Origin of the sequence: Pseudomonas sp. RL_5y_Pfl2_69 (assembly GCF_963970465.1) — a bacterium.
GTDB lineage: Bacteria > Pseudomonadota > Gammaproteobacteria > Pseudomonadales > Pseudomonadaceae > Aquipseudomonas.
Window position 1 is genome coordinate 163,306 of record NZ_CAXAOU010000006.1, and the last position, 24,335, is coordinate 187,640.

A 24,335-nucleotide genomic window follows, 5' to 3' on the forward strand; every position below is an offset into this window, starting at 1 on the left:
GCAGTTGGCCTGAACTTTTCCGTTCAAATTGCCTATAAAGTATTTAGCACAATCGCTGCTAGGCTTTGATCTACGACAAAGGAGAACGTTATGTCTGACCATCACACCTACAAGAAAGTTGAACTGGTAGGCTCGTCCCCGAGCAGCATAGAAGACGCCATCAGTAATGCACTGGCCGAGGCCAACAAAAGCATCAAACACCTGGAATGGTTCGAGGTGGTCGACACCCGAGGGCACATCAAGGACGGTAAAGTTGCGCACTATCAGGTGACGCTCAAGGTCGGATTTCGGATTGCCAGCAGCTAAAGAGTGATGGCGTTTTGAACTTACTGGCTGGCCGTTTGCCATAAACTCGGCTACACCGTCTGGGTGCAGCACGGCACATGCCGCGTTGCACCCTTTTCGTTTTGACCGGGGAATGTCACCGATGAAAAAGATTTTATTGGCTGTAGGTTTGCTGAGTCTGGCAGGAACGGCGTTTGCAGCGGGCAAGCCATGCGAAGAGTTGAAAAGCGAAATCGCGGCGAAGATTGAGGCCAATGGCGCCAAGCATTATTCGCTGACTGCTGTAGAGAAAGGCACTTCGGCTGACGGCAAAGTGGTGGGTACCTGTGAAGGCGGTACCAAGGAAATCGTGTACAAGCGCGGGTAAGTCCAGCGCAGTAGTCAATCTTGTGGGAGCGGGCTTGCTCGCGATGTGCACGCCGCGGTGTTTCAGATCAATCGCGTCGATACCATCGCGAGCAAGCCCGCTCCCACACTTCCCTTTGCGTCAGGCCCCTTTCATCACCTGCGACAGCAATTCATATGAATGAATGCGGTCTGCGTGTTCATACAAATCACAGGTAAAGATCAGCTCGTCAGCCTGTGTCTGCTCCACCAGCACGTCCAGCTTGGCCTTGATTTTCTGCGGGCTGCCGACCATCGCCAGGCCCAGGAAGCTCATCACCGCGTCTTTTTCGTGGGGCAGCCACAACCCGTCCATCGTCTCCACCGGTGGGCGCTGCACCAGGCTCTGCCCACGCATCAACGCCAGAATCCGCTGTTGTACGGAGGTCGCCAGGTACTCGGCCTGCTCATCGGTATCGGCCGCCACCAGCGGGATACCGAGCATCACATAGGGCTTGTCGAGGGTGGCTGATGGCTTGAAGTGATTGCGATAGACGCGAATCGCTTCGTGCATCAAACGCGGTGCGAAATGCGAGGCAAAGGCGTAAGGCAAACCACGTTCACCGGCCAGTTGCGCGCTGAACAAGCTGGAGCCCAGCAGCCAGACAGGAACGTTGGTTCCTGTGCCCGGCATGGCGATGATCCGTTGGTCCGGGGTGCGGGGGCCAAGGTAGCGCATCAGTTCAGCCACATCTTCGGGGAACTCATCGGCACTGCCCGAGCGCTCGCGGCGCAGGGCGCGGGCGGTCATCTGGTCTGAACCCGGCGCACGGCCCAGGCCCAGGTCGATGCGTCCCGGGTACAGGCTTTCGAGGGTCCCAAACTGCTCAGCAATGACCAGCGGCGCATGGTTGGGCAGCATGATGCCGCCCGAACCCACGCGAATGGTCGAGGTGCCGCCTGCCAGATAGCCAATCAAAACGGAGGTCGCCGAACTGGCGATGCCGTCCATATTGTGGTGCTCAGCCACCCAAAAGCGGTTATAGCCAAACTTTTCTACGTGCTGTGCCAGATCCAGCGAATTGCGCAACGACTGGGCCGCGCTGCCATTTTCGCGCACAGGCACCAGGTCGAGGGTCGAGAATTTGATGTCAGACAATCGTTTCATCAGCCGGCTACTCCAGGTGGGGTGCAGGTCAAGGTGCTCGCATAACCTGCCAGTGATTACAGAAATATGGGCATATACCCGAGTTTCAATGGCAGTCCGGGAATTGAGTTACTAAAAAAGACGACTGGTCCGACAAGATGAACTTTGTGGAGCCGACTACCCTCACAACCTTAGTCATGGCGTGAAACCTTCACGCCGCTCTTCAGGAGGCACGCATGAGTATCAAAAAGAAAGCATCGGCTCATTGGGCAGGCGACCTTAAAACCGGTATCGGCTCCATCTCCACTGAAACCGGGGTACTGCGCGAAGCGCCGTATGGTTTCAAGGCGCGGTTTGAAGGCGGCAAGGGCACCAACCCCGAAGAGCTTATTGGCGCAGCCCATGCAGGCTGTTTTTCGATGGCGTTGTCGATGATTCTCGGTGATGCCGGGCTCAAGGCCGACAGCATCGACACCACGGCTGAAGTAACGCTCGATCAGGTGGACGGCGGCTTTGCAATCACGGCAGTGCATCTGGTGCTCAAGGCCAAAGTGCCCGGCGCAACCCAGGCGCAGTTCGACGAGCTGACCACCAAGGCCAAAGAAGGCTGCCCGGTGTCCAAAGTGCTGAACGCAAAAATCACCCTGGATGCCACTCTGGTGAGCTGACGACTTGCGTGCGCCCCGCTTGTCACAAGCGGGGCTGCGTTGGCCCGGACAATGGCTACTTGGCTGCGACAGATCAGTCTTGCGCTGCGCCAGATGTGATCGAATGATCACCACTCGCGTCAGATCATGACTTAGCGTTCTGCCTCAAGGGAGTCTCACCATGAAACGTTTTGCTTTGGCTGTAGTTTGCTGTGCAATGGCCACCTCGGCTTTGGCGGCCCCCAAGCCGTGTGAAGAACTAAAAGCCGAAATCGAAGCCAAGATCCAGGCCAACAACGTGTCGTCCTATACGCTTGAAATCGTGGCCAATGAAGAAGTCCATGACGAGAACATGGTGGTAGGGTCGTGCGAATACGGCAGCAAAAAAATCATCTACCAGAACAACGACCGCCAGGCTTCACGGTAAGCAATTGACCAGCCGCTCCTCGGCGATCACCTTGCCCGCTGCGTTGTACAGCCGGGCGTAGGCGTTGAAGCCCAGTGAGCGCGCTTGCAGCCGGTAACGTTGGCCCGGCTGGAAGTTGTCGTAATTCAGGGTGACGTAGCACAGGCGTTCCTGCGGGTCGCTGAACATGCCCATACCGCCTACAAACACCTCGAAATCGAAGCGCACCATCAATTCGTGACTGCCCGGCGTGACTTGAAAATAGCGACCGTCGGTCATGCGCTGGTTGTCCAGGCGCTCGGCCATCACCAGCTTGCCGGTTTGCGTTTCAAGGTCGACCCAAGCCATTTTCGGGTCAGCCGAAGGCAATGGCGTGCTGGCGCAAGCGCTCAGCAGGCACGCGGTCAACACAAGCAAAAAAGTGCGCATGATGATTTCCAGATAATTTGTTACATAAGCATAGCGTGCAATGCGGCTTTGCTGCTCTGCCCTGTGTGGGTGCCAGGCGATGTGGTTTGCCTGAAGGACCGTGCTGCCTGTATCGCGGGCAAGCCCGCTCCCACACTATTTATTGTCACTTTACCGCCGGGATCGCTTTATGACGCCGCGTGTTCGCTGCCTGCTTGCCATCGCCCTGATACCGCTGATCAATGGCTGTTCCAGTGCGTCGTATTACTCGCAACTGGCGGGAGGGCAATGGCAGTTATTGCAGGCTCGCGAGCCGGTGAGCACGGTCATTGCCGACCCGCAGCGCCCGGTTGTATTGCGTGAGCAATTGGTAAAAGCCCAGGCCGCACGAAACTTCGCCAGTCAGCATTTGCACTTGCCGGATAACCAGAGCTATCGGCTGTACGCCGACCTGAAGCGGCCTTACGTCGTGTGGAACGTGTTCGCCACACCGGAGTTTTCCCTCACCCCCGTGACCCATTGCTTCCCGGTTGCCGGGTGCGTGGCCTACCGTGGTTATTACTCTCAGGGGGCGGCGCGAGGGGAAGCGGCCCTGCAGCGTCAGGACGGCAAGGACGTGTTTGTCAGCGGGGTTGAGGCCTACTCGACATTGGGCTGGTTCGATGACCCCATTCTCAACAGCATGCTCACCTGGGGCGATGAACGGCTGGCCACCCTGATTTTTCACGAACTGGCCCATCAGCGTTTTTATGTGAAGGACGACAGCGAGTTCAATGAGTCTTTCGCCAGCTTCGTCGAACAGGAAGGCACTCGCCAATGGCGCGCCCACCAGGGCCTTTCACCGGCCAGCGACAATGGTTTGCAGCAGCGAAAGCAATTTATCGCGTTGGTACTCGACACCCGCCAACGCCTGCAAGACCTCTACGCCCAGCCCTTGCCTGCCGATGAAATGCGTCAGCGCAAAGCGGCTGAATTTGAACGCATGCGCCGCGAGTACCGTCAGTTACGGGATCAGCAATGGGGTGGGAACAAGCGCTTCGATGGGTGGGTCAATTCGCCGATGAACAACGCCAAGCTGCTGCCTTTCGGGCTGTATGACCAGTGGGTGCCAGCATTCACCGCGCTGTTTGAATCCGTTGACGGCAATTGGCCGAACTTCTATCGCGAGGTAGAGCAACTGGCAAAACTGCCACTGCAACAGCGCAAGGCGGCGTTGCAGCAGTGGATTGCGCGCCACTAGTCAGCTGGACTTGAGCCAGCCCTTCACGGCGCAGATGGCAAAGGGGCTGGTGCTGCATGCACCGCTGCTCAGGGCTGCGCGCAATTGCGCGATATCAGCTTTCATCATGTAGCTCGCGCCGTCCTTGAAATGTGAGTTTTGTCCAAAGCCGCCTTCGGTCATTTCCTTCAGCGCGTCTTCTTTGCTCCAGTCCTGTACCACCACGCGGTACATCGCCGCCATCAGGCCGGTGCGGTCCACGCCGTGCTTGCAGTGCATCAGCACCGGGCCTTTGGCTTGTGCCGTCTGGATGGCGCGCAGGGCGGCCAGTACATCGGTGTCATCCACATGGTTGGTGCGATAAGGCAGCTGGACCTGTGCTACATCGGGGTTCTTGAGCCAGGAGGCATCGGCCTCAGGCAAGAAGTTGATCACCGTGGCGATCTGCAGTTTTTCCAGCAACGGCTGTGCAGCGCTGTCAGGCAAGGCGCTGCGGTACAGGGTTGGGGACATTTGATACAGGTTGTACTGCGCGGCGACAGGTTGAGCCCACTGTGCAGGGCGAGCCTGGGTTGTTTCGTCGGCCTGAGCCTGGGGCAATGCAAACGCTGCCAGCAATGTCAGGCACAGGGCGGGGAAAAACCGGGCTTTGGGCATATTCAGTTCGACCACTTCAACAGGGATTATCAGGAGGTGGCGGCAGATTGAGTGATTTGTGATCAAAACCCTGTGAGCCATTTGTTAAAAAAACGTGAAGGCGCCAAAGGCAGGTGCGGCAAAATTACGCATGAAACGATTCACCTGGGCGCCCGGCCTGTTAGTATTTGTAACCAAAGTTTGCAAGCGTGTTGTTTTCCTTCGGTCAACATCGACCCGTATCGCTGCCAAAACGAAAAGCTGCCCATGAGCGGCTGTAATCCGTGACTGCCTGATGAGGTGCCCCCGCATGTCTGAACAAGACAACCCCCGGCGTGAGTTTTTGCGCAAAACCCTGACCCTGATTCCAGTGGTCACTGTCGCCAGCACCGGTCTGGGTAGCACGGTGATGATGGCCACGCCTGCGGTCGCCGCGCCTGAACCTGCACAGCGCCCTTCGAGCCCTGGCAAAGCGTATGAGCCGACGTACTTCACGGCTGAGGAGTGGGCGTTCGTAAACGCCGCGGTCGCACGCCTGATCCCTGCAGACGAGCAAGGCCCCGGCGCTTTGGAAGCCGGTGTACCGGAATATATCGACCGCCAGATGAACACGCCTTATGCCAGCGGTGCGCTGTGGTTCATGCAAGGCCCGTTCAAAGCCGACGCACCACCCGAGATGGGCTGGCAGAGCAAACTGGTGCCTAAACAGATCTATCGCCTGGGCATCGCTGCCACGGAGGAGCTCTGCAAAAAAGCCTATAACTCAACATTTGCTGGGCTAGACAGCGCTACCCGAGACGAAGTGCTCAAACAACTGGAGGCCGGTACGCCTAAATTCGATAGCGTTCCGGCCAAGATGTTTTTCAGCTTTTTGCTGCAAAACACCAAGGAAGGCTTCTTTTGCGACCCTATTCACGGTGGCAACAAAGGCATGGTCGGCTGGACCATGATCGGCTTCCCCGGCGCGCGCGCTGATTTCATGGACTGGGTCGAACGCAACGAGCAGTACCCCTTCCCGGCAGTTTCCATTCGCGGCGAGAGGGCTTGAGCATGTCGACCGTTATGAAAAAAGTTGATGCAGTTATCGTCGGTTTCGGTTGGACCGGCGCGATCATGGCCAAAGAGCTGACCGAAGCTGGCCTGAATGTTGTGGCCCTTGAGCGCGGCCCAATGCAGGACACCTACCCGGATGGTAACTATCCACAGGTGATTGATGAGCTCACCTACAGCGTGCGTAAAAAGCTCTTTCAGGACGTCTCCAAAGAAACCGTCACCATCCGCCATAGCGTCAATGACGTGGCCTTGCCTAACCGCCAGCTGGGCGCGTTTTTGCCTGGCAACGGTGTGGGCGGCGCGGGTTTGCACTGGTCGGGCGTGCACTTTCGGGTCGACCCGATGGAGCTGCGCATGCGCAGTCATTACGAAGAGCGCTACGGTAAAAACTTTATCCCCAAGGACATGACCATCCAGGACTTCGGCGTCAGCTATGAAGAGCTGGAGCCGTTTTTCGACTACGCCGAAAAAGTCTTCGGTACTTCGGGCCAGGCCTGGACCGTAAACGGCCAATTGGTCGGTGAAGGCAAGGGTGGCAACCCTTATGCAGCGGATCGCTCCGATCACTTCCCGCTGGTGTCGCAGAAGAACACCTACTCGGCACAGCTGTTTCAGAAAGCGGCCAATGAAGTGGGCTACAAGCCTTACAACCTGCCGTCGGCCAACACCTCGGGGCCTTATACCAACCCTTATGGCGCGCAGATGGGCCCGTGCAACTTCTGCGGCTTTTGCAGTGGCTATGTCTGCTACATGTATTCCAAGGCATCGCCCAACGTAAATATTCTGCCAGCGCTCAAGCCGCTGCCGAATTTTGAGCTGCGCCCTGACGCCCATGTCATCCGGGTCAATCTGGACAGCACCAAGAGCAAAGCCACCGGTGTGACCTACATCGATGCACTGGGCCGTGAGATCGAACAACCGGCCGATCTGGTGATCCTGGGTGCATTCCAGCTGCATAACGTGCGTTTGATGCTGTTGTCGGGGATTGGCAAACCCTATGACCCGAAAACCGGTGAAGGTGTGGTGGGCAAAAACTTCGCCTACCAGAACATGGCCACCATCAAGGCGTACTTCGACAAAGACGTACACACCAACAACTTCATCGGCGCTGGCGGCAATGGCGTGGCAATCGATGATTTCAATGCGGATAACTTCGACCACGGGCCGCACGGCTTTGTCGGCGGTTCGCCGATGTGGGTCAACCAGGCGGGCAGCCGCCCGATTGCCGGGACTTCAAACCCGCCGGGCACCCCGGCCTGGGGCAGTGCCTGGAAGCGTGCAACCGCCGATTACTACACCCACCAAGTGTCGATGGACGCCCACGGTGCGCATCAGTCCTACCGTAGCAACTACCTCGATCTGGACCCGGTGTATCGCGATTCCTTCGGCCAGCCGCTGCTGCGTATGACGTTCGACTGGCAAGAAAACGACATCAAAATGAACCGTTTCATGATGGGGAAAATGGGCAAGATCGCCGAAGCGATGAACCCGAAAGCCATAGCCCGGATCGGCAAGCAAGTCGGTGATCACTTCAATACGGCCTCTTACCAGACCACTCACCTTAACGGTGGCGCGATCATGGGCACGAATCCGAAAACCAGTGCACTGAACCGTTACCTGCAGAGCTGGGACGTGCACAACGTGTTTGTGCCGGGTGCGTCTGCCTTCCCGCAAGGCTTGGGATACAACCCGACAGGTCTGGTTGCTGCGTTGACCTATTGGTCGGCTCGGGCGATCCGCGAGCAGTACCTGAAAAACCCCGGCCCACTGGTTCAGGCATAAGGAGCGATGACCATGAAAGCATTTGTTATCGCGACCCTGACACTCTTCGCCAGCCTCTCGGCGGTGGCTGCAGACAGTGACCCGCAAGCGTTGGTCAAGCAAGGTGAATACCTGGCTCGCGCCGGTGACTGTGTGGCCTGCCACACCGCCAAGGACGGCAAGCCGTTCGCCGGTGGCCTGGCGATGGAAACCCCGATCGGTACGATTTATTCGACCAACATCACGCCGGGCAAAAGCGGCATTGGCAGCTACAGCTTTGAAGATTTCGACAAAGCCGTGCGCCACGGCGTCGCGCAAAATGGCAGCACCTTGTATCCGGCCATGCCGTATCCGTCCTATGCGCGGGTCAACGAGGCCGATATGCAGGCGTTGTATGCCTACTTTATGAAGGGCGTGAAACCTGTCGAGCAAGTGAACCAGGAGGCCGATATTCCGTGGCCGCTGAGCATGCGCTGGCCGTTGGCGATATGGCGCTGGCTGTTTGCTCCGCAGGTTGAAGACTTCAAGCCGCAAACCGGGCAAGACGCGGTGACCAGTCGCGGCGCGTATCTGGTGGAAGGCCTTGGGCACTGCGGTGCGTGCCACACGCCACGGGCACTGACCATGCAGGAAAAAGCCCTGAGTGCCAGCGACAGCCCGGCGTTTCTGTCAGGCAGCGCACCACTGGAAGGCTGGATCGCGAAGAACCTGCGCGGTGATCACAAGGACGGTCTGGGCAGTTGGAGCGAGGCGCAACTGGTGCAGTTCCTCAAGACCGGGCGCAGTGATCGCAGTGCTGTATTTGGTGGCATGAGTGATGTGATCGTGCACAGCATGCAGTACATGTCCGAGGATGATCTGACCGCTATCGCTCGATACTTGAAGTCGTTGCCTGCGGTTGATCCGGCTGACGTGCCCCATCAGTACGATCCGGCGGTAGCGGATGCCCTGTGGAACGGTGACGACAGCAAGCGCGGCGCGGCGGTGTATATCGATAACTGCGCGGCCTGCCATCGTACTGACGGTCATGGCTACACCCGAGTGTTCCCTGCCCTGGCGGGTAACCCGGTGTTGCAGTCGGCGGACCCGACGTCGCTGATTCATATCGTGCTTAAAGGTGGGACGTTGCCTGCGACGCATACGGCGCCGTCGACCTTCACCATGCCTGCTTTCGACTGGCGTTTGTCGGATCAGGAAGTGGCCGATGTGGTCAATTTCATCCGCACCAGTTGGGGTAACAAGGCGGGTGAAGTGAAGGCCGGGGATGTGAAGGCGATTCGCACACCCTGAGTATCGGGAGCGGGCTTGCTCGCGATGCAGTTGACTCGGTATGCCTGAATTACCGATTCGATCCCATCGCGAGCAAGCCCGCTCCCACAGTGGGTATTCAGGGTTGTTTTGCACCCATCCCGAACCATTTCTGCGACAAGGCCTCCAGCCGGCCATCGGCCTTGATCCGCTGCAGTGCCTTGTCCAGGCTGGCCTGGAACGCCGGGTTGCCTTTCTGGAAGGGAATGGCCAGGGCAACTTCCTCATCCGTGACCGGCGCTTTCTGCGCCACGGTTACCAATGGCCCGCGGTCGACAAACGCGTTGCCCTGAACTACGCCTAATGTCTGGCCCTGCAACATGGCAAGGCTGTTGGGTGAGCGCGGCGGTTCCTGCCGGGCTATCGTCTGCGCTTGCAGGTGGCTGTAAGGCTCGCTGAAGTCGAAACGATCCTGAAGTTCGGGAGTCAAAGCGATGTGGTTGATGGCAACGTCGTATTTGCCGCTCTCAACGCCCGGCAACAGGTCATTGCTGTCCGTCACAAGAATGGAGGGATGCACGTCCAGTTCCTGAGCCAGCAGTTCGCCCAATTCCACGTCAAAGCCGGTCAGGCGCCCGTCTTGCTTGAAGCTGAACGGGGGCATATCGGCCTCAAGGGCGATGCGCAGTTCGCCCCGGTCGTTCACGTCGTCGATCAGTTCGGCTTGAGCAAAAGGGCTCGCCAATGGCAGTAAAAGCATCAGGCCTGGCAGGAAACGCATGGACACTCCTTGGAATTTGTTGCAAGCGATTCGCAATTGGCGTCCGCTTTGCTTTATGTTGGTCAGTTGCGGCGTTGGACAACAGATTGGCTCAAAGTTGTCCGGCGTCGAAGAATTTTGCAAAAAACCGGAGAAAAAAATGAAAGCTCTACTGTCTCGTGTTGCGTTGGCTTCTGTGTTGATGGGCGCTTCGGTCATGGCGACTGCGGCTGGCCTGGAATCGGAACCGGCTCCAAAAGGCGCCAAGGTTTTCATCGTCGAACCTAAAGACGGTGCCACCGTTGATCAAACGTTCACCGTTAAATTCGGTATCGAAGGCATGCCTCTGGCGCCTATCACCGAAGCCACTCCCCATGCTGGCCACCACCACCTGCTGATTGACGTCGACCAGTTGCCAGCCGAGAACGCACCGATCCCGGCCGATGCCAACCATATCCACTTCGGCAAGGCCCAGACCGAAACCCAGGTAACCCTGCCACCCGGCAAGCACACCCTGCAACTGGTGCTGGGCAACCAGGTACACGTGCCGTTCAAGCCAAGCATCGTGTCGAAGAAAATCACGGTTGATGTGAAATAAGTATTTTCGACCCACAAAAAAGGGAGACCCGAGGGTCTCCCTTTTTAGTAGCGCGCGTTTAGAACAAAACGCGGCAACGGATCGTGCCGTTGACGGTCTGCAACTTCTCTTGCGCCAGGTCCGAAGACTCGGCATCCACGTCGATCACTACATAGCCAACTTTTTCGTTGGTTTGCAGGAACTGACCGGAGATGTTGATCCCGTTTTCGGCGAAGATCTTGTTGATCTCGCTCATCACACCCGGGATGTTCTCGTGGATGTGCAGCAGACGGTGCTTGCCAGGGTGAGCCGGCAGGGCCACTTCAGGGAAGTTCACGGACGATACCGAGGTACCGTTGTCGCTGTACTTGACCAGTTTTTCTGCCACTTCCAGACCGATGTTGGCTTGCGCTTCAGCGGTGGAACCGCCGATGTGCGGGGTCAGGATCACGTTGTCCAGGCCGCGCAGCGGGCTTTCGAACACGTCGTCGTTGGAGCGCGGCTCAACCGGGAACACGTCGATGGCGGCGCCGATCAGGTGCTTGTCCTTGATCGCGTCAGCCAGGGCGTCCAGCTCAACCACGGTGCCACGTGCGGCGTTGATCAGAATCCCGCCCTTTTTGATGGCGCGGATTTCTTTCTCACCGATCATCCACTGGGTGGCAGCGGTTTCAGGAACGTGCAGGGTGACGATGTCGGACATGCCCAGCAGTTCGTGCAGATTGCCGACCTGGGTTGCGTTGCCCAATGGCAGCTTGGTCACGGTGTCGTAGAAGAACACTTGCATGCCCAGGCCTTCAGCCAGTACCGACAGCTGAGTGCCGATAGAGCCGTAACCGACGATGCCCAGCTTCTTGCCACGGATTTCGAAGGAGTTGGCCGCGCTTTTGATCCAGCCACCACGGTGGCAGGAAGCGTTTTTCTCAGGGATGCCACGCAACAACAGGATCGCTTCAGCCAGCACCAACTCAGCCACCGAACGGGTGTTGGAGTACGGGGCGTTGAAAACAGCGATACCGCGTTCGCGAGCAGCGTTGAGGTCGACCTGGTTGGTGCCGATGCAGAAACAACCAACAGCGACCAATTTCTTGGCGCAGTCGAACACTTCTTCGGTCAGCTGGGTACGAGAACGGATGCCGATAAAGTGGGCATCAGCGATCTTTTCCTTCAGCTGGGCTTCAGGCAAGGAACTGGTGATGTACTCAATGCTGGTGTACCCGGCAGATTTGAGCACTTCAACAGCGGATTGGTGGACGCCTTCCAAAAGAAGGAACTTGATCTTGCTCTTATCGAGAGAAGTCTTGCTCATCTGCGTAAACCTGTGTCCCAGAGAAAAAATGGCAGGGAATGGACAGCGAGAGCTGACCTGGCCGGCGTGAAGACCGGCACCGAGAATCGTCCTACGGCTCGATTCTGCGGGGGGGTCGTATGCTAGCATAAGCGCCCCGCTAAACACCCATTCCTGCGACGTGAAGCGTTCTCAGGATGACCATGAATTGTTCGAGAGTTCTGTTGATGACCCATCCTGCCTTGATTGATGAGCTGAAGACCCTGGTAGAGCCTGGCAAGGTCCTGACCGATGCCGACTCCCTTAATGCTTACGGCAAGGACTGGACCAAGCATTTCGCCCCGGCCCCGCTGGCCATTGTGTTCCCGAAAACCACTGAACAAGTGCAGGCCATCGTGCTGTGGGCCAACGCCCATGACGTGGCGCTGGTGCCATCGGGTGGCCGTACCGGTTTGTCCGCCGCCGCCGTGGCCGCCAATGGCGAAGTGGTTGTGTCGTTCGACTACATGAATCAAGTGCTGGACATCAACCTGACCGACCGCACCGTGGTCTGCCAGCCGGGTGTGGTCACCGAGCACCTGCAAAACCTGGCCGAAGAAAACGGCCTGTACTACCCGGTGGATTTTGCTTCGGCAGGTTCCAGCCAGATTGGCGGCAACATCGGCACCAATGCTGGCGGGATCAAGGTTATTCGCTACGGCATGACCCGTAACTGGGTTGCGGGCATGAAAGTCGTGACCGGCAAGGGCGACGTGCTGGAGCTGAACAAGGACCTGATCAAAAACGCCACCGGCTACGACATGCGCCAGCTGTTCATCGGCGCTGAAGGCACCCTGGGCTTTGTGGTGGAAGCCACCATGCGCCTGGATCGCGCACCGAAAAACCTGACAGCGATGGTGTTGGGCACAGCCGATTTCGACTCCATCATGCCGGTGTTGCATGCCTTCCAGAGCAAGCTGGATCTGACGGCTTTTGAGTTCTTCTCCGACAAGGCGCTGACCAAAGTCATGGACCGTGGCGACGTGCCTTCGCCGTTCGAGACCGACTGCCCGTTCTACGCGCTGCTGGAATTCGAAGCGACCACCGAAGAAGTGGCCAATGCTGCGCTGGAAACCTTCGAACATTGCATGGAAGAAGGCTGGGTGCTTGATGGTGTGATGAGCCAGAGCGAAACCCAACTGCAGAACCTGTGGAAACTGCGCGAGTACATCTCCGAGACGATCTCCCACTGGACGCCCTACAAAAACGACATTTCGGTCACTGTGTCGAAAGTCCCGGCATTCTTGAAAGAAATTGACGCGATCGTCGGCGAACACTACCCGGATTTCGAAATTGTGTGGTTCGGTCACATCGGTGACGGCAACCTGCACTTGAACATCCTCAAGCCTGAAAACCTGAGCAAGGACGAGTTCTTCGCCAAGTGCGCGACGGTGAACAAGTGGGTGTTTGAAACCGTTGAGAAGTACAACGGTTCGATCTCTGCCGAGCACGGCGTGGGCATGACCAAGCGTGACTACCTGACCTACAGCCGCTCGCCGGTCGAGATCGAATACATGAAAGCCCTCAAGGCCGTGTTCGACCCGAAGGGCATCATGAACCCCGGCAAGATTTTTGCGGTTTAAACCCTAGCGTGTAGTCGCTGCCGCAGGCTGCGAAGGATTGCGGAGCAATCCGTTTTCCTGAAGCCCTTGCGATTCCTTTCGCAGCCTGCGGCAGCGACTACACACAATCAGCATCCATCAGCGGAGTCGGTCAATGAGCTATCAGCACCAGTATGTCGACGGTACCCGGATTCACTTTCCTATCGGTAAAGTGGTGTGCATCGGCCGCAACTATGCCGAACACGCCAAGGAACTGGACAACCCGATCCCGTCTGAACCCCTGCTTTTCATCAAGCCGGGCAGTTGTGTCGTACCGCTGGACGGTGGTTTCGCGATTCCAACCGAACGCGGTTCAGTGCACTACGAAGCAGAAATTTCAGTGCTGATCGGCAAGCCTCTGTCGAATAACCCAAGTGCTGAAGAAGTGCTGGACGCCATCTCCGGTTTTGCCCCCGGCCTGGACTTGACCCTGCGCGACAAGCAGACCGAGCTCAAGGGCAAGGGTTTGCCCTGGGAAATCGCCAAGTCGTTCGACGGCGCCTGTGTACTGGCTCCGTTCGTACAGAGCAGCACCTTTCCTGATCTGGCCGATATCGGCATTCGCCTGACCATCAATGGTGAAGTGCGCCAGGATGGCAACAGCGCCCTGATGCTCAACCCGATTGTGCCGATGATCCAGCACATGGCTGCGTGCTTCTCGCTGCAAGCCGGTGACGTCATCATGACCGGCACTCCAGTAGGCGTTGGTCCGCTGAATGTGGGCGACGAGCTGGTACTGGAACTGACCGGCGCCAGCCGCTTCGAAAGCAGCGTGCGTTAAGCGTGAGTTGTAGGAGCGGGCTTGCTCGCGATGGTCTCAGCACGGTTTGCCTGACAGACCGCAGCGACTCAATCGCGAGCAAGCCCGTTCCCACAGTGTCATGAAGTCCCGGACGCGGAGCGCCTAAAACGCTATTCTGTCGAGGATATTTCCTATACAGAATGTGAACTGCCGAATGCCTAACTGGAACCTCCTCATACAGCGCGTCCTTGAGTTGATGAAGCGCTATCCGGGGCTCATTGCGGCGTTCGGTTTTTGCTCGGGCGTGGGCAGTTTTATCCTGGTGGACCGTCAACAGGGCATGGCCCGCTGGATCGCCGTGATCCTGCTGGTGAGCTGGGTCTGGTTGATGCTGGAAAACAGTTTTACCCAGCTGTTCAGCCGGGTATTCAAACGCGAAATACCCCCGCCGCTGCTACGTTATGCGACCCAGATGATCCATCAGGAAAGTCTGTTTTTCGTGTTGCCGTTTTTCTTTATCACCACCACCTGGAACAGCGGGCAGCTTGTCTTTACCGGGCTTTTGGGTGTGTGTGCCCTGATCACCATCACTGACCCGCTGTATTACAAATGGCTGGCCCCCCGGCGCTGGCTGTTTTTGGCGATGCACACCCTCGCCCTGTTCGCGGCGATGCTGACGGCGCTGCCGATCATCCTCAACCTCACCACCTCCGAGAGCTACAAGCTGGCGCTGGGCACTGCTGTGTTGCTTTCAATCCCCAGCCTGGCCGTGAGCCTGCCGCTCAAGACCTGGCGCGGCTGGCTGGTGCTGCCACTGATTGTCCTGGCCTTGGGCGGCACCGGCTGGCTGCTGCGCTCCTGGGTGCCGCCTGCCACGCTGTGGATGACCGAAGTGGCGGTCACCACGCAACTGCAAGACCGCACGCCGGGCGAGAGCATTAAAGAAATCAGCGTCAGCGAGTTGCGTGGCCGTGGTCTGTACGCTTACACCTCGGTCAACGCGCCGCGGGGTTTGAACGAGCGGATTTACCACGTATGGCAACTCAACGGCCAGGAGGTCGACCGTATCGCGCTCAATATTCAGGGCGGGCGCAAAGAGGGTTACCGCGCCTGGACCCACAAGCAGAATTTCCCGCCCAACCCGGTGGGTCGCTGGCAAGTTCGGGTATTGACTGAAGATGGGCAATTGATCGGTGTTTTGCGCTTTCGGGTTAACCCAGATCAATCCGCGCCTGCGCCTGTTCAGGCAAACTGAAACACTTTTGCAGGATTGTGCTATTACATAAGGTCTGTGTTCAAACGTACTTAGCTGGGAGCTTAAGACTATTACGGCCATGGCGGGCAATGCCCAACTAGACACTTCCAGTAACCCGGCGCGGCTGTTGATCAGCGGCGACTGGACGCTTGCCCATTACACCCGCCTCAAGCAACAGACCGAGCAACTGATGGGCAAGTACGACGCCCAGACCGCTATCAACCTGGATGACGTGACCAGTATCGATACGGCAGGTGCGTCACTGCTGGTGGAGCTGCTGGGTGCCGAGCGGGTCGGCCAGTTGACCGACACGGCACAAAAACTCCCGGCCGCAGACCGCGCCTTGTTGCAGACGGTCTATTCCTCGATGCGCGACTTTTGTGTGCCGGTCAAAGCCGCCCCGCAGAACGTCGCGATCCTGTTGCTCAGCCGCATCGGCAGCGCGGTCTACAAGCTGTGGCAAGACACCCTGCAATTGCTCGGCTTTATCGGCCTGATCCTGCAAACCCTGGCGCGTAACCTGTTCAGGCCCAAGCAATGGCGCATCACGCCGGTAGTGGCACACATCGAGCAGATCGGCCTCAACGCTGCCCCGATTGTGATGCTGCTGACCTTTATGGTGGGCGCCGTGGTGGCATTTCTGGGGGCCACGGTGCTGGCCAGCTTTGGTGCGGGGATCTTCACCGTCGATCTGGTGGCGTTTTCCTTCCTGCGTGAGTTCGGCGTGCTGCTGACCGCCATCCTGCTGGCGGGCCGTACCGCCAGTGCCTTTACGGCGCAAATCGGCTCAATGAAAGCCAACGAAGAAATCGACGCGATCCGCACCCTGGGTCTCGATCCGATGGACTTGCTGGTGCTGCCACGGGTGCTGGCCCTGTTGATCGCCCTGCCGCTGCTGACCTTCCTGGCCATGATGTCGGGCATCATCGGCGGCGCCGTGGTGTGCGTGATCTCGCTGGGTATTTCTCCCGACATGTTTATTTCGATGTTGCACTCTGACATCGGCGTTAAGAACTTTCTGGTAGGGATAGTCAAGGCACCGTTTTTTGCCTTTCTGATCGCTGCGGTGGGCTGCCTTGAAGGTTTTAAAGTCAGCGGCAGCGCCGAATCGGTCGGTGCCCACACCACGTCCAGCGTGGTGCAATCGATCTTTATCGTGATCGTCCTCGACGCCGTGGCCGCGTTGTTCTTCATGGAGATGGGCTGGTGAGTACTTCCCTGCGCAAGCCCGGCGAGGCGGTGATCGAGGTGCGTGATCTGTGCAACCGCTTTGGCAGCCAGAGCGTGCACGAACACCTCGACCTTGATGTGTACAAAGGCGAAATCCTGGGAGTGGTTGGCGGCTCCGGTACCGGTAAATCGGTACTGCTGCGCAGCATTGTCGGCCTGCGTCGACCCACTGAAGGCCAGGTGCGGGTGTTTGGCCAGGACTTGATGAGCCTGCAAGAGGCCGAGCGCTCGTTGATCGAACGTCGCTTTGGCGTGTTGTTCCAGCGTGGCGCGTTGTTTTCGTCGCTGACCGTGACGGAAAACATTGCCCTGCCCCTGATTGAACACGCGGGCCTGAGCCGCCCTGACGCCGAGCACCTGGCGTGCGTCAAGCTGGCGCTGGCCGGGTTGCCGTTGTCGGCGGCCGATAAATACCCCTCTTCGTTGTCGGGGGGGATGGTCAAGCGCGCCGCGCTGGCACGGGCACTGGCACTGGACCCGGACATCCTGTTTCTTGATGAGCCCACCGCCGGGCTTGACCCGATAGGCGCGGCGGCGTTTGACCAACTGATTCTGACCCTGCGCGATGCGCTGGGCCTGAGCGTGTTTCTGGTCACCCATGACCTGGACACGCTGTACACCATCACGGACCGGGTGGCTGTGCTGTCGCAAAAACGGGTGCTGGTGGCGGCACCCATCCGCGAGGTCGAAGACTTCGACGACCCGTGGATTCACGAATATTTCCATGGCCCCCGTGGCCGCGCCGCATACGAAGCGGCAACCCAGCTTAAGGAGCAATGACATGGAAACCCGTGCCCATCATGTATTGATCGGCTTGTTCAGCGTCCTGGTCGTCGTCGGGGGCATGCTGTTCGGTCTGTGGCTGGCCAAGGCGAGCATGGACAGCACGTTCAAGGACTACGAAGTGGTGTTCAACGAAGCCGTCAGCGGCCTGTCCAAAGGCAGTTCGGTGCAATACAACGGCATCAAGGTGGGTGACGTCATTGAGTTGCGACTGGACGACAAGGATCCGCGCCGCGTGCTGGCCCGCATCCGCCTGGCCGCCAGCACCCCGGTCAAGGTCGACACCAAGGCCAAGCTGGCCCTGACCGGCGTGACGGGCACCTCGATCATCCAGCTCAGTGGCGGCGACCCGAACAGCCCGGACCTCAAGGGCAAGGACGGCAAGCTGCCGGAAATCGTGGCCTCTCCGTCTCCGATTGCCCGCCTGCTAACCGACGGCTCCGACCTGATGGCCAACGTCAACATGCTGCTGCATAACGCCAACAGCCTGTTCTCGGAAGAGAACGTCAGCCGCGTCAGCAAGACCCTGGACAACCTTGAGCAAACCACCACGGCCATTGCCGGTCAGCGTGGCGACATCAGCCAGACGCTGAAACAGCTGGCCCAGGTTGGCAAGCAGGCCAGCGCCACCCTTGAGCAGACCACCGCGCTGATGCGCAATGCCAACGGCCTGCTGAGCACCGATGGCAAGCAGATGTTCAGCAGCGCAGAGCGCGCCATGAAGTCGCTGGAACAGAGCAGTGCGACCATCAACACGCTGATCGACAACAATGAGGACTCGCTCAATAGCGGCCTGCAGGGTCTGAATCAACTGGGCCCTGCGGTCAACGAGCTGCGCGAAACCCTCGGCACACTGCGCTCGATCTCGCGGCGCCTGGAAGCCAATCCAAGCGGTTACTTGCTGGGCCGCGAACAGAACAAGGAATTCACTCCATGAAGCGTACCTATCGCCTGGCAGGCTCCATCGTGCTTGCGACAAGCCTGAGTGTGCTCAGCGCCTGTTCGATACTGCCCAAGCCCGAGATGGTCGACGTGTACCGGCTGCCGGCTGCGCAAGCGCCCATGGCTGCGAGTCACAGCGCGCCGGTGAAGTGGTCGTTGCGCCTCGACAAGCCGATGGCCAGTGGCGCCCTGAACAACCAGAACATCGCCGTGGTGCCCGAGGGCAACCTGATCAGCAACTACAAGGGCGCACGCTGGACTGACACCGCGCCCGTGTTGATGCGCAATCGTCTGCTTGATGCTTTCTTGCAGGATGGCCGAATTCAGGGCCTGAGCACTGACGACAGTAACTTGCAGGCCGATTACGAGTTGGGTGGAGAGTTGCTGGCGTTCCAGACGCACTACAACGGCAAAAGCCCTGAAGTGCTGATCCAGTACAACGCCCGTCTGGTTCGCAGCAGCGATCAGCGTGTGATTGCCTCCAAACGGTTCGAAGCACGTCAGCCCCTGAGCAATCCATTGGTGCCGGGCGTGGTTGCAGGGTTTGGCCAGGCCAGTGATGTGCTGATGCCGCAAGTGGTGCAGTGGGTCATGCAACAAGGGCAAGCGCAGCGCTGATTGCCCTTGCTTCAGATCTTGTGGGAGCGGGCTTGCTCGCGATAGGAATGACGCGGTTTACCGGGTAAACCGCGCCGTCTCAATCGCGGGCAAGCCCGCTCCCACAGGGGTCATCAAACATGGGCTGGCGGCGGCTCTTTGTTCTCCTTGATCTTGTACGAGGCCACATATAGCGCTGGCAAAAACAGCAGCGTGAGTAAGGTGGCCGACAGGATGCCGCCAATCATGGCGTAAGCCATTGGTCCCCAGAACACGTCGCGGGCAATCGGGATCATCCCCAGGCTGGCCGCCGCCGCCGTCAGCAGGATCGGTCGGCGACGGTGCTGGGTGGCTTGCATCACGGCATGCCACGGGTCATAGCCGTCGCGCTCGTACTGGTCGATCTGGGTCACCAGAATCACCGAGTTGCGCACGATGATGCCCACCAGCGCCAAAATCCCCAGAATCGCCACAAAGCCCATCGGCGTCCCGGTGGGCACCAGCGCCAGCACCACCCCGATCAGCCCCAGCGGCGCCACACTCACCACCAGGAACATCTTCTTCACGCTTTGCAGCTGGATCATCAGGAAGGTGGCCATCAGGAACAACATCAACGGCACCACCTTGGCGATCGGGCCCTGGGCCTTGGCGCTTTGTTCTACCGTACCGCCGGTTTGCAAGGTGTAGCCCTGGGGCAGACTTTCGGCGAACTTGTCGATCTCAGGCTTGAGTTGCGCCACCAGGTCGGTCGGTTGCATCGAGCCACGCACCGAGGCCTTGAGGGTCAGGGTGGGGATCCGGTCCCGGCTCCATATCAACGGTTGCTCCAGCTCGTAACGGACCGTGGCAAAGGCCAGGAGCGGAATCGAAGTGCCGCTGGGGGTGGTGATCTGCAGGTTGAGCAGGGTTTCAGGGGTGCCGCGCTCACTGCTGTTGGCCCGCCCGACGATGTTGACCAGGTAGATGTTGTCCTTGACCTGGCTGATGGCGGCACCGCTGACGATGCTGTTCATCACATGGGCCACGTCCTCGGACGACAGTCCGAACTGGCGGGCCTTGTCCTGGGCAATGTCGATGCGCAAGACCTTGCCGGGTTCGTTCCAGTTGAAGATGGTTTCGCCGACGTTGGGGTTGGCGTCGAGCACGGTGGCCAGGTCGATCGAATACTTGCGCACCAGGTCGATGTTTTTGCCGCTGACCCGGTACTGCAACGGTTGCCCCACCGGAGGCCCCAGTTCCAGGGTATGGACGAAGCTGCCGACCCCCACGAACTCTTCGCGCAGACGCTTGTTGAGACGCTCCATCAAGGCGTCGCGGCTATCAAGCCCGGTACTGACGATGACCAGTTGGGCGTAGAAGGGGTTTTGCAGTTGCTGGTCCAGCGGCAGGTAGAAACGGATTGCACCTTCGCCGATGTACGAGCTCCAGCGCACGATATCCGGATCGCCCTTGAGTGACTCTTCAAACCGCTGGGTAACTTTGAGGGTTTCCTGAATTGAAGCGTTTTGCGGCAGGTTCAGGTCGACCAGGATTTCGGGGCGATCGGAGGCCGGGAAAAACTGGTTCTGCACCAGCCCCATGCCGAACACCGACAGCACAAACATCAGCACCGTGGCGCCGATGGTCCACCAGCGATTACGCATGCACCACAGCAGAGCAGTGTTGAAAGCCCGGGCCAGGCGCCCGGGTTCTTCGGACTTGGGTTTAACCTTGGCACTCAGGATATGCACACCCAGCACTGGCGCGAACAGTACCGCCACCACCCACGACACCAGCATCGCCACGGCAATCACCGCGAACAGGGTGAAGGTGTATTCCCCCGCCGAGCTGTTGTTGAGCCCGATGGGAACGAAACCTGCCACCGTCACCAGGGTGCCGGTCAACATCGGGAAGGCCGTGGAGTGATAGGCAAAGGTGGCGGCCTGCTCCTTGGTTTCCCCCAGTTCGAGGCGCGTGATCATCATCTCCACCGTGATCATCGCGTCATCCACCAGCAGGCCCAGGGCGATGATCAGCGCACCCAGCGACACCCGCTGCATGGCAATGCCGGTGAATTCCATAAACACGAACACCAGCGCCAGTACCAGCGGGATCGAGATCGCCACCACCAGGCCGGCTCGCAGGCCCAGGCTGATGAAACTCACCGCCAGCACGATGACCACGGCTTCAAACAGCGCACTGGTGAAGCCGCTCACGGCTTCTTCAACCACCTGCGCCTGATCGGACACCATGTGTACGCCCACTCCCACCGGCAACTCTGCGGTCAGTTCATCGATGCGTTCCTGCAGTTGCTTGCCGAACTCCTGAATGTTGCCGCCATCAATCATGGCGATTGCCAGACCAATGGCGGGCTTGCCGTTGTAATGAAACATGGGGGCCGCCGGGTCAACGTAGCCCCGGGTGATGTCGGCGATGTCGGCCAGGCGGTAAAAACGGTCGTTGACCCGCAGGTTCACCGCGGCCAGGTCTTCAACACTGTGGAATTGCCCCGAGGTACGCACCGACATGCGTTCGGGACCCGCTTCGATGACCCCCGCAGGGGTAACGGCGTTCTGGGCTTGCAGGCTTTCCAGTATTTGCTGTTGATCAAGGCCCAGCGCTGCCAGCTTGCGGGTCGAAAAATCCAGGTAGAAGGTTTCTTCCTGCTCGCCAATGGTCATCACCTTGCCGCGATTGGGTACATCGCGAATGCCGGTGCGAACCTGCTCCACGTAATCGCGCAGCTGGCGCATGGTGAAGCCGTCGCCGGTGAAGGCGAAGATGGTGCCGTAGACATCACCGAACTCATCGTCGAACCCCGGGCCTTGAATGCCCTGGGGGAAGTCGCCGCGAATGTCGCCGATTTTCTTGCGCACCTCGTACCAGATATTCGGGATGGCATCGGCCTTGGTGGTGTCCTTGAGGAACACAAACACCGTGGACTCGCCAGGGCGGGTATAGCTTTGCACGTAGTCGAGGGAATCCAGCTCCTCGAGCTTTTTCTCGATGCGGTCGGTGATTTGCAACCGGGTTTCATCGACCGTGGCGCCGGGCCAGCGGGTCTGGATCACCATGGTTTTGATGGCAAAGGACGGGTCTTCGGCCCGGCCCAGATTGATGTACGAGAAAATCCCGGCGACCACCGCCACAAACATCAGATACCAGACGAATGACTGATGTTTCAGGGCCCACTCGGACAGGTTGAACTTCCCATTCATTGCGAGCTTTCCTTATCGAGTCTGACTTTCTGCCCAGGGGTAAGGCTATGCACGCCTGCACTGACCACCATGTCGCCGGTTTTGATGCCGCCAGATAACAACACGCTTTTTGCATCGCGCCGCAGAACCGTGACGTCACGGGGGCTGACGGTCTGGGTCGCGGCGTCGATGATCCACACGCGGGTGTGGCCGTCGGTTTCCTGCATGGCAGTCAGTGGCAGTTGAAAGTGCTCGGCGGTCGGGCTGCTGACGGTCACGCTGACCGAGCTGCCAAGTCGAAACGCCGCCGGGGTCGAGTCCAGGGTCAGGCGGGTGCGTCGTGTGCGGGTTGCACTGTCGGCCTGTGGAGCGATTTCGCGGATATGGGCGCTGGTGTTGATGTTCGGGTCGAGCTGGCCGGCAACGCGGAACTCGATGCCTTTGGGCAACGCCTCGGCCAGCGGTCCCGGCAGGTCGATCACCGCCTCTTTGATTTCAGGGCGCGCCAGGGTGACGACTTCCTGGCCGATGCTCACCACTTGCCCGGCCTCGGCCTGCCATTGCGTGATCACGGCGTCATGGTCGGCGCGCAGGTTGCAGTAACCGAGCTGATCCTGGGCCTGATTCACCGCCGCCTGTGCCTGTTGCACCGAGGCCTGGGTGGTCTTGAGGTCGGCTTGTGCCGTGTCCAGTTGGGCCTGGGCGCCCACACCACGGTCGAACAGCTCTTGCTGGCGGCGGGCGTTGGCTTTGGCGTTGATCAATTGCGCTTGTACCTTGGCCAGGTCGCCCTGTGCCGAACGCAACTGATTTTGCTGATCAGTGGGGTCGAGGTTGGCCAGAATGTCGCCCTGTTTGACCACCGTTCCCACGTCGTAATAACGGCGCACGATGCGCCCCGGCACACGAAAGCCCAGGGTACTTTCGTAGCGGGCTTCGATATTGCCGGCAAAGCGTCCCAGATCTTGCGCCAGCTCTGGCTGTGCCACCACATACAGTGCGGGCCGAATGGGTTCGGGAGGCTGTTTTTCAGAGCATCCCGCCAGCAGTGCGGCGGCCAAGGGCATCATCCACAAACGCCTCATAGTTGAACTCCCTGGGCTGGAGTGGGGACGATTTCAACCTTCATGCCGGGGTGTAGCAATTGCCCGCCTGCGACCACGACTTTTTCTCCATCCTTGAGCCCTTCGCTGACGATGACGCTGCCGGTCAGGTAGCGCCCGACCTTGACCCGCTGCAGGCGCACGTTGTTTTGTTCGTCGGCGATCCATACGGCGGGCTCGCTGATGTCCTTGGTCAGGGCTGACCACGGCAACTCAATGCTGGGGCTGGAGGGCGGGGTCAGGTTGACGCTGACAATCGAACCCAGGTCCATGCCTTTGGGCAGTGCATCCAGTTGCACCTTTATTTGCAGCGTGCCGCTTTGTGCCGCCACGGTGGGGGTGATTTCACGGATCTGGCCGTTGACCTTGATCGCCGGATTACTCAAGAGCGTGACCTGAACCGTGGGGTCCTTGGGCGGCTCGATAAACAGCGATTCGTACACGTTGAACACCGCATCCCTTGCACCATCGCGAGCCAGGGTGAATATCGGCATGGTGGCCTGCACCACTTGGCCTACCTCGGCCTGGCGCGCCGTAATAATGCCGGGCGCCTCGGCTTCAAGGTTGCTGTAGCTCAATTGTTCACGGGCGTTGGCCAATTGCGCCTGGGCAGCAGTCAAGGCACTTTTGGCGCTGAGCTGGGCGGCGTTGGCAGCGTCGTATTCGCTTTGGCTGGTGTAGCCTTTTGGCAGCAGCTTTTGCTGGCGAATAAACGCAGCACGGGTTTGCACCACTTGTGCCTGTTGCGCATTGACGCTGGCCTGGGCGGTTTCGACCTGGATCTTCAGGTCCTTGGGGTCGAGGCGGGCGAGCACCTGATTAGCCTGGATGTGGTCCCCCACATCCACCTTGCGCTCGATAATCTTGCCGCCTACGCGAAATGACAGCTGGGTTTCGATCCGGGCCTGAATATCACCGCTGAGTTGAATGGGCGCAGCGAACGCTCGAGTGCTTACCTGCTGCACATACACCCTTGGGGACAAAGGCTCCTTGGGACCCTCTTTGCCGCACGCGGTGAGAAACGCCAACAGGCTCAAGCCCAAAATGCCCGTGTTCAGTGGACCTGCCATGCAAGCTCCTTTGCGTGATGCCGATTAACATGCGGATA

The 24,335-nt window shown here is 58.9% G+C and carries 24 protein-coding genes; 16 read left to right on the forward strand and 8 right to left on the reverse strand.

Features of this window, described 5'->3' with window-relative positions:
* Positions 1-90 precede the first annotated feature (90 nt).
* Both AACY07_RS12555 and AACY07_RS12560 read left to right on the forward strand, forming a co-directional pair.
* A complete protein-coding gene (locus tag AACY07_RS12555) occupies positions 91-306 on the forward strand; it encodes a dodecin (RefSeq protein ID WP_133074993.1) in 216 nt (71 codons plus the stop codon).
* Between the two features lie 121 nt (positions 307-427).
* A complete protein-coding gene (locus AACY07_RS12560) occupies positions 428-652 on the forward strand; it encodes a DUF1161 domain-containing protein (RefSeq protein ID WP_095027717.1) in 225 nt (74 codons plus the stop codon).
* Between the two features lie 120 nt (positions 653-772).
* Here the strand turns inward: AACY07_RS12560 and AACY07_RS12565 are convergent, their stop codons facing one another.
* Positions 773-1,777 (reverse strand): LLM class flavin-dependent oxidoreductase, encoded by a 1,005-nt coding sequence (locus AACY07_RS12565; protein WP_339475026.1) that lies wholly within the window; start codon positions 1,775-1,777, stop codon positions 773-775.
* Between the two features lie 215 nt (positions 1,778-1,992).
* Between AACY07_RS12565 and AACY07_RS12570 the strand changes: the two genes are divergently transcribed.
* Positions 1,993-2,424 (forward strand): OsmC family protein, encoded by a 432-nt coding sequence (locus tag AACY07_RS12570; RefSeq protein ID WP_094999634.1) that lies wholly within the window; start codon positions 1,993-1,995, stop codon positions 2,422-2,424.
* A 160-nt stretch (positions 2,425-2,584) separates the two neighbouring features.
* On the forward strand, positions 2,585-2,830 hold the full coding sequence (locus AACY07_RS12575) for a DUF1161 domain-containing protein (protein WP_339475027.1): 246 nt from the start codon (positions 2,585-2,587) through the stop codon (positions 2,828-2,830).
* On the opposite strand, the gene AACY07_RS12580 is transcribed toward AACY07_RS12575, so the two are convergent.
* Positions 2,822-3,238 carry a PA0061/PA0062 family lipoprotein gene (locus AACY07_RS12580; protein WP_133074997.1) on the reverse strand — a complete coding sequence of 139 codons (417 nt, stop codon included), beginning with the start codon at positions 3,236-3,238 and terminating at the stop codon, positions 2,822-2,824. The two genes, AACY07_RS12575 and AACY07_RS12580, sit on opposite strands and share 9 nt — an antisense overlap.
* Positions 3,239-3,407: 169 nt before the next feature.
* On the opposite strand from AACY07_RS12580, the gene AACY07_RS12585 reads away from it, so the two are divergent.
* Positions 3,408-4,457, forward strand: a complete 1,050-nt coding sequence (locus AACY07_RS12585; protein WP_339475028.1) for an aminopeptidase — start codon at positions 3,408-3,410, stop codon at positions 4,455-4,457.
* On the opposite strand, the gene AACY07_RS12590 is transcribed toward AACY07_RS12585, so the two are convergent.
* The gene (locus AACY07_RS12590; protein WP_339475029.1) at positions 4,458-5,093 is read right to left on the reverse strand and encodes a dual specificity protein phosphatase family protein; all 636 of its coding nucleotides are present in this window, start codon (positions 5,091-5,093) and stop codon (positions 4,458-4,460) included.
* 289 nt (positions 5,094-5,382) lie between these two features.
* On the opposite strand from AACY07_RS12590, the gene AACY07_RS12595 reads away from it, so the two are divergent.
* The 3 genes from AACY07_RS12595 to AACY07_RS12605 are packed head-to-tail and all read left to right on the forward strand — an operon-like array spanning position 5,383 to position 9,176.
* Positions 5,383-6,120 carry a gluconate 2-dehydrogenase subunit 3 family protein gene (locus AACY07_RS12595; protein ID WP_339475030.1) on the forward strand — a complete coding sequence of 246 codons (738 nt, stop codon included), beginning with the start codon at positions 5,383-5,385 and terminating at the stop codon, positions 6,118-6,120.
* A gap of 2 nt (positions 6,121-6,122) precedes the next feature.
* Entirely contained in the window at positions 6,123-7,907 is a 1,785-nt protein-coding gene (locus tag AACY07_RS12600; RefSeq protein WP_133075001.1) for a GMC family oxidoreductase, read from the forward strand.
* 12 nt (positions 7,908-7,919) lie between these two features.
* Positions 7,920-9,176, forward strand: coding sequence for a c-type cytochrome (locus AACY07_RS12605; RefSeq protein ID WP_133075002.1), 1,257 nt, complete (start codon positions 7,920-7,922; stop codon positions 9,174-9,176).
* Between the two features lie 97 nt (positions 9,177-9,273).
* Here AACY07_RS12605 and AACY07_RS12610 read toward each other — a convergent pair whose 3' ends face one another.
* The gene (locus AACY07_RS12610; RefSeq protein ID WP_339475031.1) at positions 9,274-9,915 is read right to left on the reverse strand and encodes a transporter substrate-binding domain-containing protein; all 642 of its coding nucleotides are present in this window, start codon (positions 9,913-9,915) and stop codon (positions 9,274-9,276) included.
* A gap of 139 nt (positions 9,916-10,054) precedes the next feature.
* On the opposite strand from AACY07_RS12610, the gene AACY07_RS12615 reads away from it, so the two are divergent.
* The gene (locus AACY07_RS12615) at positions 10,055-10,492 is read left to right on the forward strand and encodes a DUF4399 domain-containing protein (protein ID WP_037032682.1); all 438 of its coding nucleotides are present in this window, start codon (positions 10,055-10,057) and stop codon (positions 10,490-10,492) included.
* A gap of 58 nt (positions 10,493-10,550) precedes the next feature.
* Here AACY07_RS12615 and serA read toward each other — a convergent pair whose 3' ends face one another.
* Entirely contained in the window at positions 10,551-11,780 is a 1,230-nt protein-coding gene (gene serA, locus AACY07_RS12620) for a phosphoglycerate dehydrogenase (protein WP_133075005.1), read from the reverse strand.
* Between the two features lie 206 nt (positions 11,781-11,986).
* Between serA and AACY07_RS12625 the strand changes: the two genes are divergently transcribed.
* The 7 genes from AACY07_RS12625 to AACY07_RS12655 all read left to right on the forward strand — a co-directional run bounded on the left by AACY07_RS12625 (position 11,987) and on the right by AACY07_RS12655 (position 18,969).
* Positions 11,987-13,381, forward strand: a complete 1,395-nt coding sequence (locus AACY07_RS12625; RefSeq protein WP_019828298.1) for an FAD-binding oxidoreductase — start codon at positions 11,987-11,989, stop codon at positions 13,379-13,381.
* A 133-nt stretch (positions 13,382-13,514) separates the two neighbouring features.
* Entirely contained in the window at positions 13,515-14,180 is a 666-nt protein-coding gene (locus AACY07_RS12630) for a fumarylacetoacetate hydrolase family protein (protein WP_339475033.1), read from the forward strand.
* Between the two features lie 175 nt (positions 14,181-14,355).
* A complete protein-coding gene (locus AACY07_RS12635; RefSeq protein WP_133075007.1) occupies positions 14,356-15,396 on the forward strand; it encodes a DUF5924 family protein in 1,041 nt (346 codons plus the stop codon).
* 79 nt (positions 15,397-15,475) lie between these two features.
* Positions 15,476-16,606 (forward strand): ABC transporter permease, encoded by a 1,131-nt coding sequence (locus tag AACY07_RS12640; RefSeq protein ID WP_339475036.1) that lies wholly within the window; start codon positions 15,476-15,478, stop codon positions 16,604-16,606.
* 8 nt (positions 16,607-16,614) lie between these two features.
* Complete coding sequence (locus AACY07_RS12645; RefSeq protein WP_219262038.1) at positions 16,615-17,406, forward strand: ABC transporter ATP-binding protein; 792 nt, start codon at positions 16,615-16,617, stop codon at positions 17,404-17,406.
* Position 17,407: 1 nt separating this feature from the next.
* Positions 17,408-18,346 (forward strand): MlaD family protein, encoded by a 939-nt coding sequence (locus AACY07_RS12650; protein ID WP_326398841.1) that lies wholly within the window; start codon positions 17,408-17,410, stop codon positions 18,344-18,346.
* Positions 18,343-18,969: an ABC-type transport auxiliary lipoprotein family protein gene (locus AACY07_RS12655; RefSeq protein WP_326398839.1), complete on the forward strand. Its 627-nt coding sequence runs from the start codon at positions 18,343-18,345 to the stop codon at positions 18,967-18,969. Before AACY07_RS12650 ends, AACY07_RS12655 begins: the two co-directional genes overlap by 4 nt.
* A 113-nt stretch (positions 18,970-19,082) precedes the next feature.
* Here the strand turns inward: AACY07_RS12655 and AACY07_RS12660 are convergent, their stop codons facing one another.
* Genes AACY07_RS12660 through AACY07_RS12670 form a run of 3 tightly spaced genes read right to left on the reverse strand, consistent with a single transcriptional unit; the run spans position 19,083 to position 24,297 of the window.
* Positions 19,083-22,145, reverse strand: coding sequence for an efflux RND transporter permease subunit (locus AACY07_RS12660; RefSeq protein WP_133075012.1), 3,063 nt, complete (start codon positions 22,143-22,145; stop codon positions 19,083-19,085).
* A complete protein-coding gene (locus AACY07_RS12665; RefSeq protein WP_339475040.1) occupies positions 22,142-23,209 on the reverse strand; it encodes an efflux RND transporter periplasmic adaptor subunit in 1,068 nt (355 codons plus the stop codon). Before AACY07_RS12665 ends, AACY07_RS12660 begins: the two co-directional genes overlap by 4 nt.
* A complete protein-coding gene (locus AACY07_RS12670) occupies positions 23,206-24,297 on the reverse strand; it encodes an efflux RND transporter periplasmic adaptor subunit (protein WP_339475041.1) in 1,092 nt (363 codons plus the stop codon). Before AACY07_RS12670 ends, AACY07_RS12665 begins: the two co-directional genes overlap by 4 nt.
* Between the last annotated feature and the right edge of the window lie 38 nt (positions 24,298-24,335).

Bases quoted from the DNA above. Each gene is read 5' to 3' on its own strand.
- AACY07_RS12640 (WP_339475036.1), top strand. From the start codon at position 15,476: ATGGCGGGCAATGCCCAACTAGACACTTCCAGTAACCCGGCGCGGCTG.
- AACY07_RS12610 (WP_339475031.1), bottom strand. From the start codon at position 9,915: ATGCGTTTCCTGCCAGGCCTGATGCTTTTACTGCCATTGGCGAGCCCT.
- serA (WP_133075005.1), bottom strand. From the start codon at position 11,780: ATGAGCAAGACTTCTCTCGATAAGAGCAAGATCAAGTTCCTTCTTTTG.
- AACY07_RS12630 (WP_339475033.1), top strand. From the start codon at position 13,515: ATGAGCTATCAGCACCAGTATGTCGACGGTACCCGGATTCACTTTCCT.
- AACY07_RS12565 (WP_339475026.1), bottom strand. From the start codon at position 1,777: ATGAAACGATTGTCTGACATCAAATTCTCGACCCTCGACCTGGTGCCT.
- AACY07_RS12670 (WP_339475041.1), bottom strand. From the start codon at position 24,297: ATGGCAGGTCCACTGAACACGGGCATTTTGGGCTTGAGCCTGTTGGCG.
- AACY07_RS12665 (WP_339475040.1), bottom strand. From the start codon at position 23,209: ATGAGGCGTTTGTGGATGATGCCCTTGGCCGCCGCACTGCTGGCGGGA.
- AACY07_RS12555 (WP_133074993.1), top strand. From the start codon at position 91: ATGTCTGACCATCACACCTACAAGAAAGTTGAACTGGTAGGCTCGTCC.
- AACY07_RS12575 (WP_339475027.1), top strand. From the start codon at position 2,585: ATGAAACGTTTTGCTTTGGCTGTAGTTTGCTGTGCAATGGCCACCTCG.
- AACY07_RS12615 (WP_037032682.1), top strand. From the start codon at position 10,055: ATGAAAGCTCTACTGTCTCGTGTTGCGTTGGCTTCTGTGTTGATGGGC.
- AACY07_RS12600 (WP_133075001.1), top strand. From the start codon at position 6,123: ATGTCGACCGTTATGAAAAAAGTTGATGCAGTTATCGTCGGTTTCGGT.
- AACY07_RS12635 (WP_133075007.1), top strand. From the start codon at position 14,356: ATGCCTAACTGGAACCTCCTCATACAGCGCGTCCTTGAGTTGATGAAG.
- AACY07_RS12625 (WP_019828298.1), top strand. From the start codon at position 11,987: ATGACCCATCCTGCCTTGATTGATGAGCTGAAGACCCTGGTAGAGCCT.
- AACY07_RS12605 (WP_133075002.1), top strand. From the start codon at position 7,920: ATGAAAGCATTTGTTATCGCGACCCTGACACTCTTCGCCAGCCTCTCG.
- AACY07_RS12585 (WP_339475028.1), top strand. From the start codon at position 3,408: ATGACGCCGCGTGTTCGCTGCCTGCTTGCCATCGCCCTGATACCGCTG.
- AACY07_RS12560 (WP_095027717.1), top strand. From the start codon at position 428: ATGAAAAAGATTTTATTGGCTGTAGGTTTGCTGAGTCTGGCAGGAACG.
- AACY07_RS12655 (WP_326398839.1), top strand. From the start codon at position 18,343: ATGAAGCGTACCTATCGCCTGGCAGGCTCCATCGTGCTTGCGACAAGC.
- AACY07_RS12570 (WP_094999634.1), top strand. From the start codon at position 1,993: ATGAGTATCAAAAAGAAAGCATCGGCTCATTGGGCAGGCGACCTTAAA.
- AACY07_RS12660 (WP_133075012.1), bottom strand. From the start codon at position 22,145: ATGAATGGGAAGTTCAACCTGTCCGAGTGGGCCCTGAAACATCAGTCA.
- AACY07_RS12650 (WP_326398841.1), top strand. From the start codon at position 17,408: ATGGAAACCCGTGCCCATCATGTATTGATCGGCTTGTTCAGCGTCCTG.
- AACY07_RS12590 (WP_339475029.1), bottom strand. From the start codon at position 5,093: ATGCCCAAAGCCCGGTTTTTCCCCGCCCTGTGCCTGACATTGCTGGCA.
- AACY07_RS12595 (WP_339475030.1), top strand. From the start codon at position 5,383: ATGTCTGAACAAGACAACCCCCGGCGTGAGTTTTTGCGCAAAACCCTG.
- AACY07_RS12580 (WP_133074997.1), bottom strand. From the start codon at position 3,238: ATGCGCACTTTTTTGCTTGTGTTGACCGCGTGCCTGCTGAGCGCTTGC.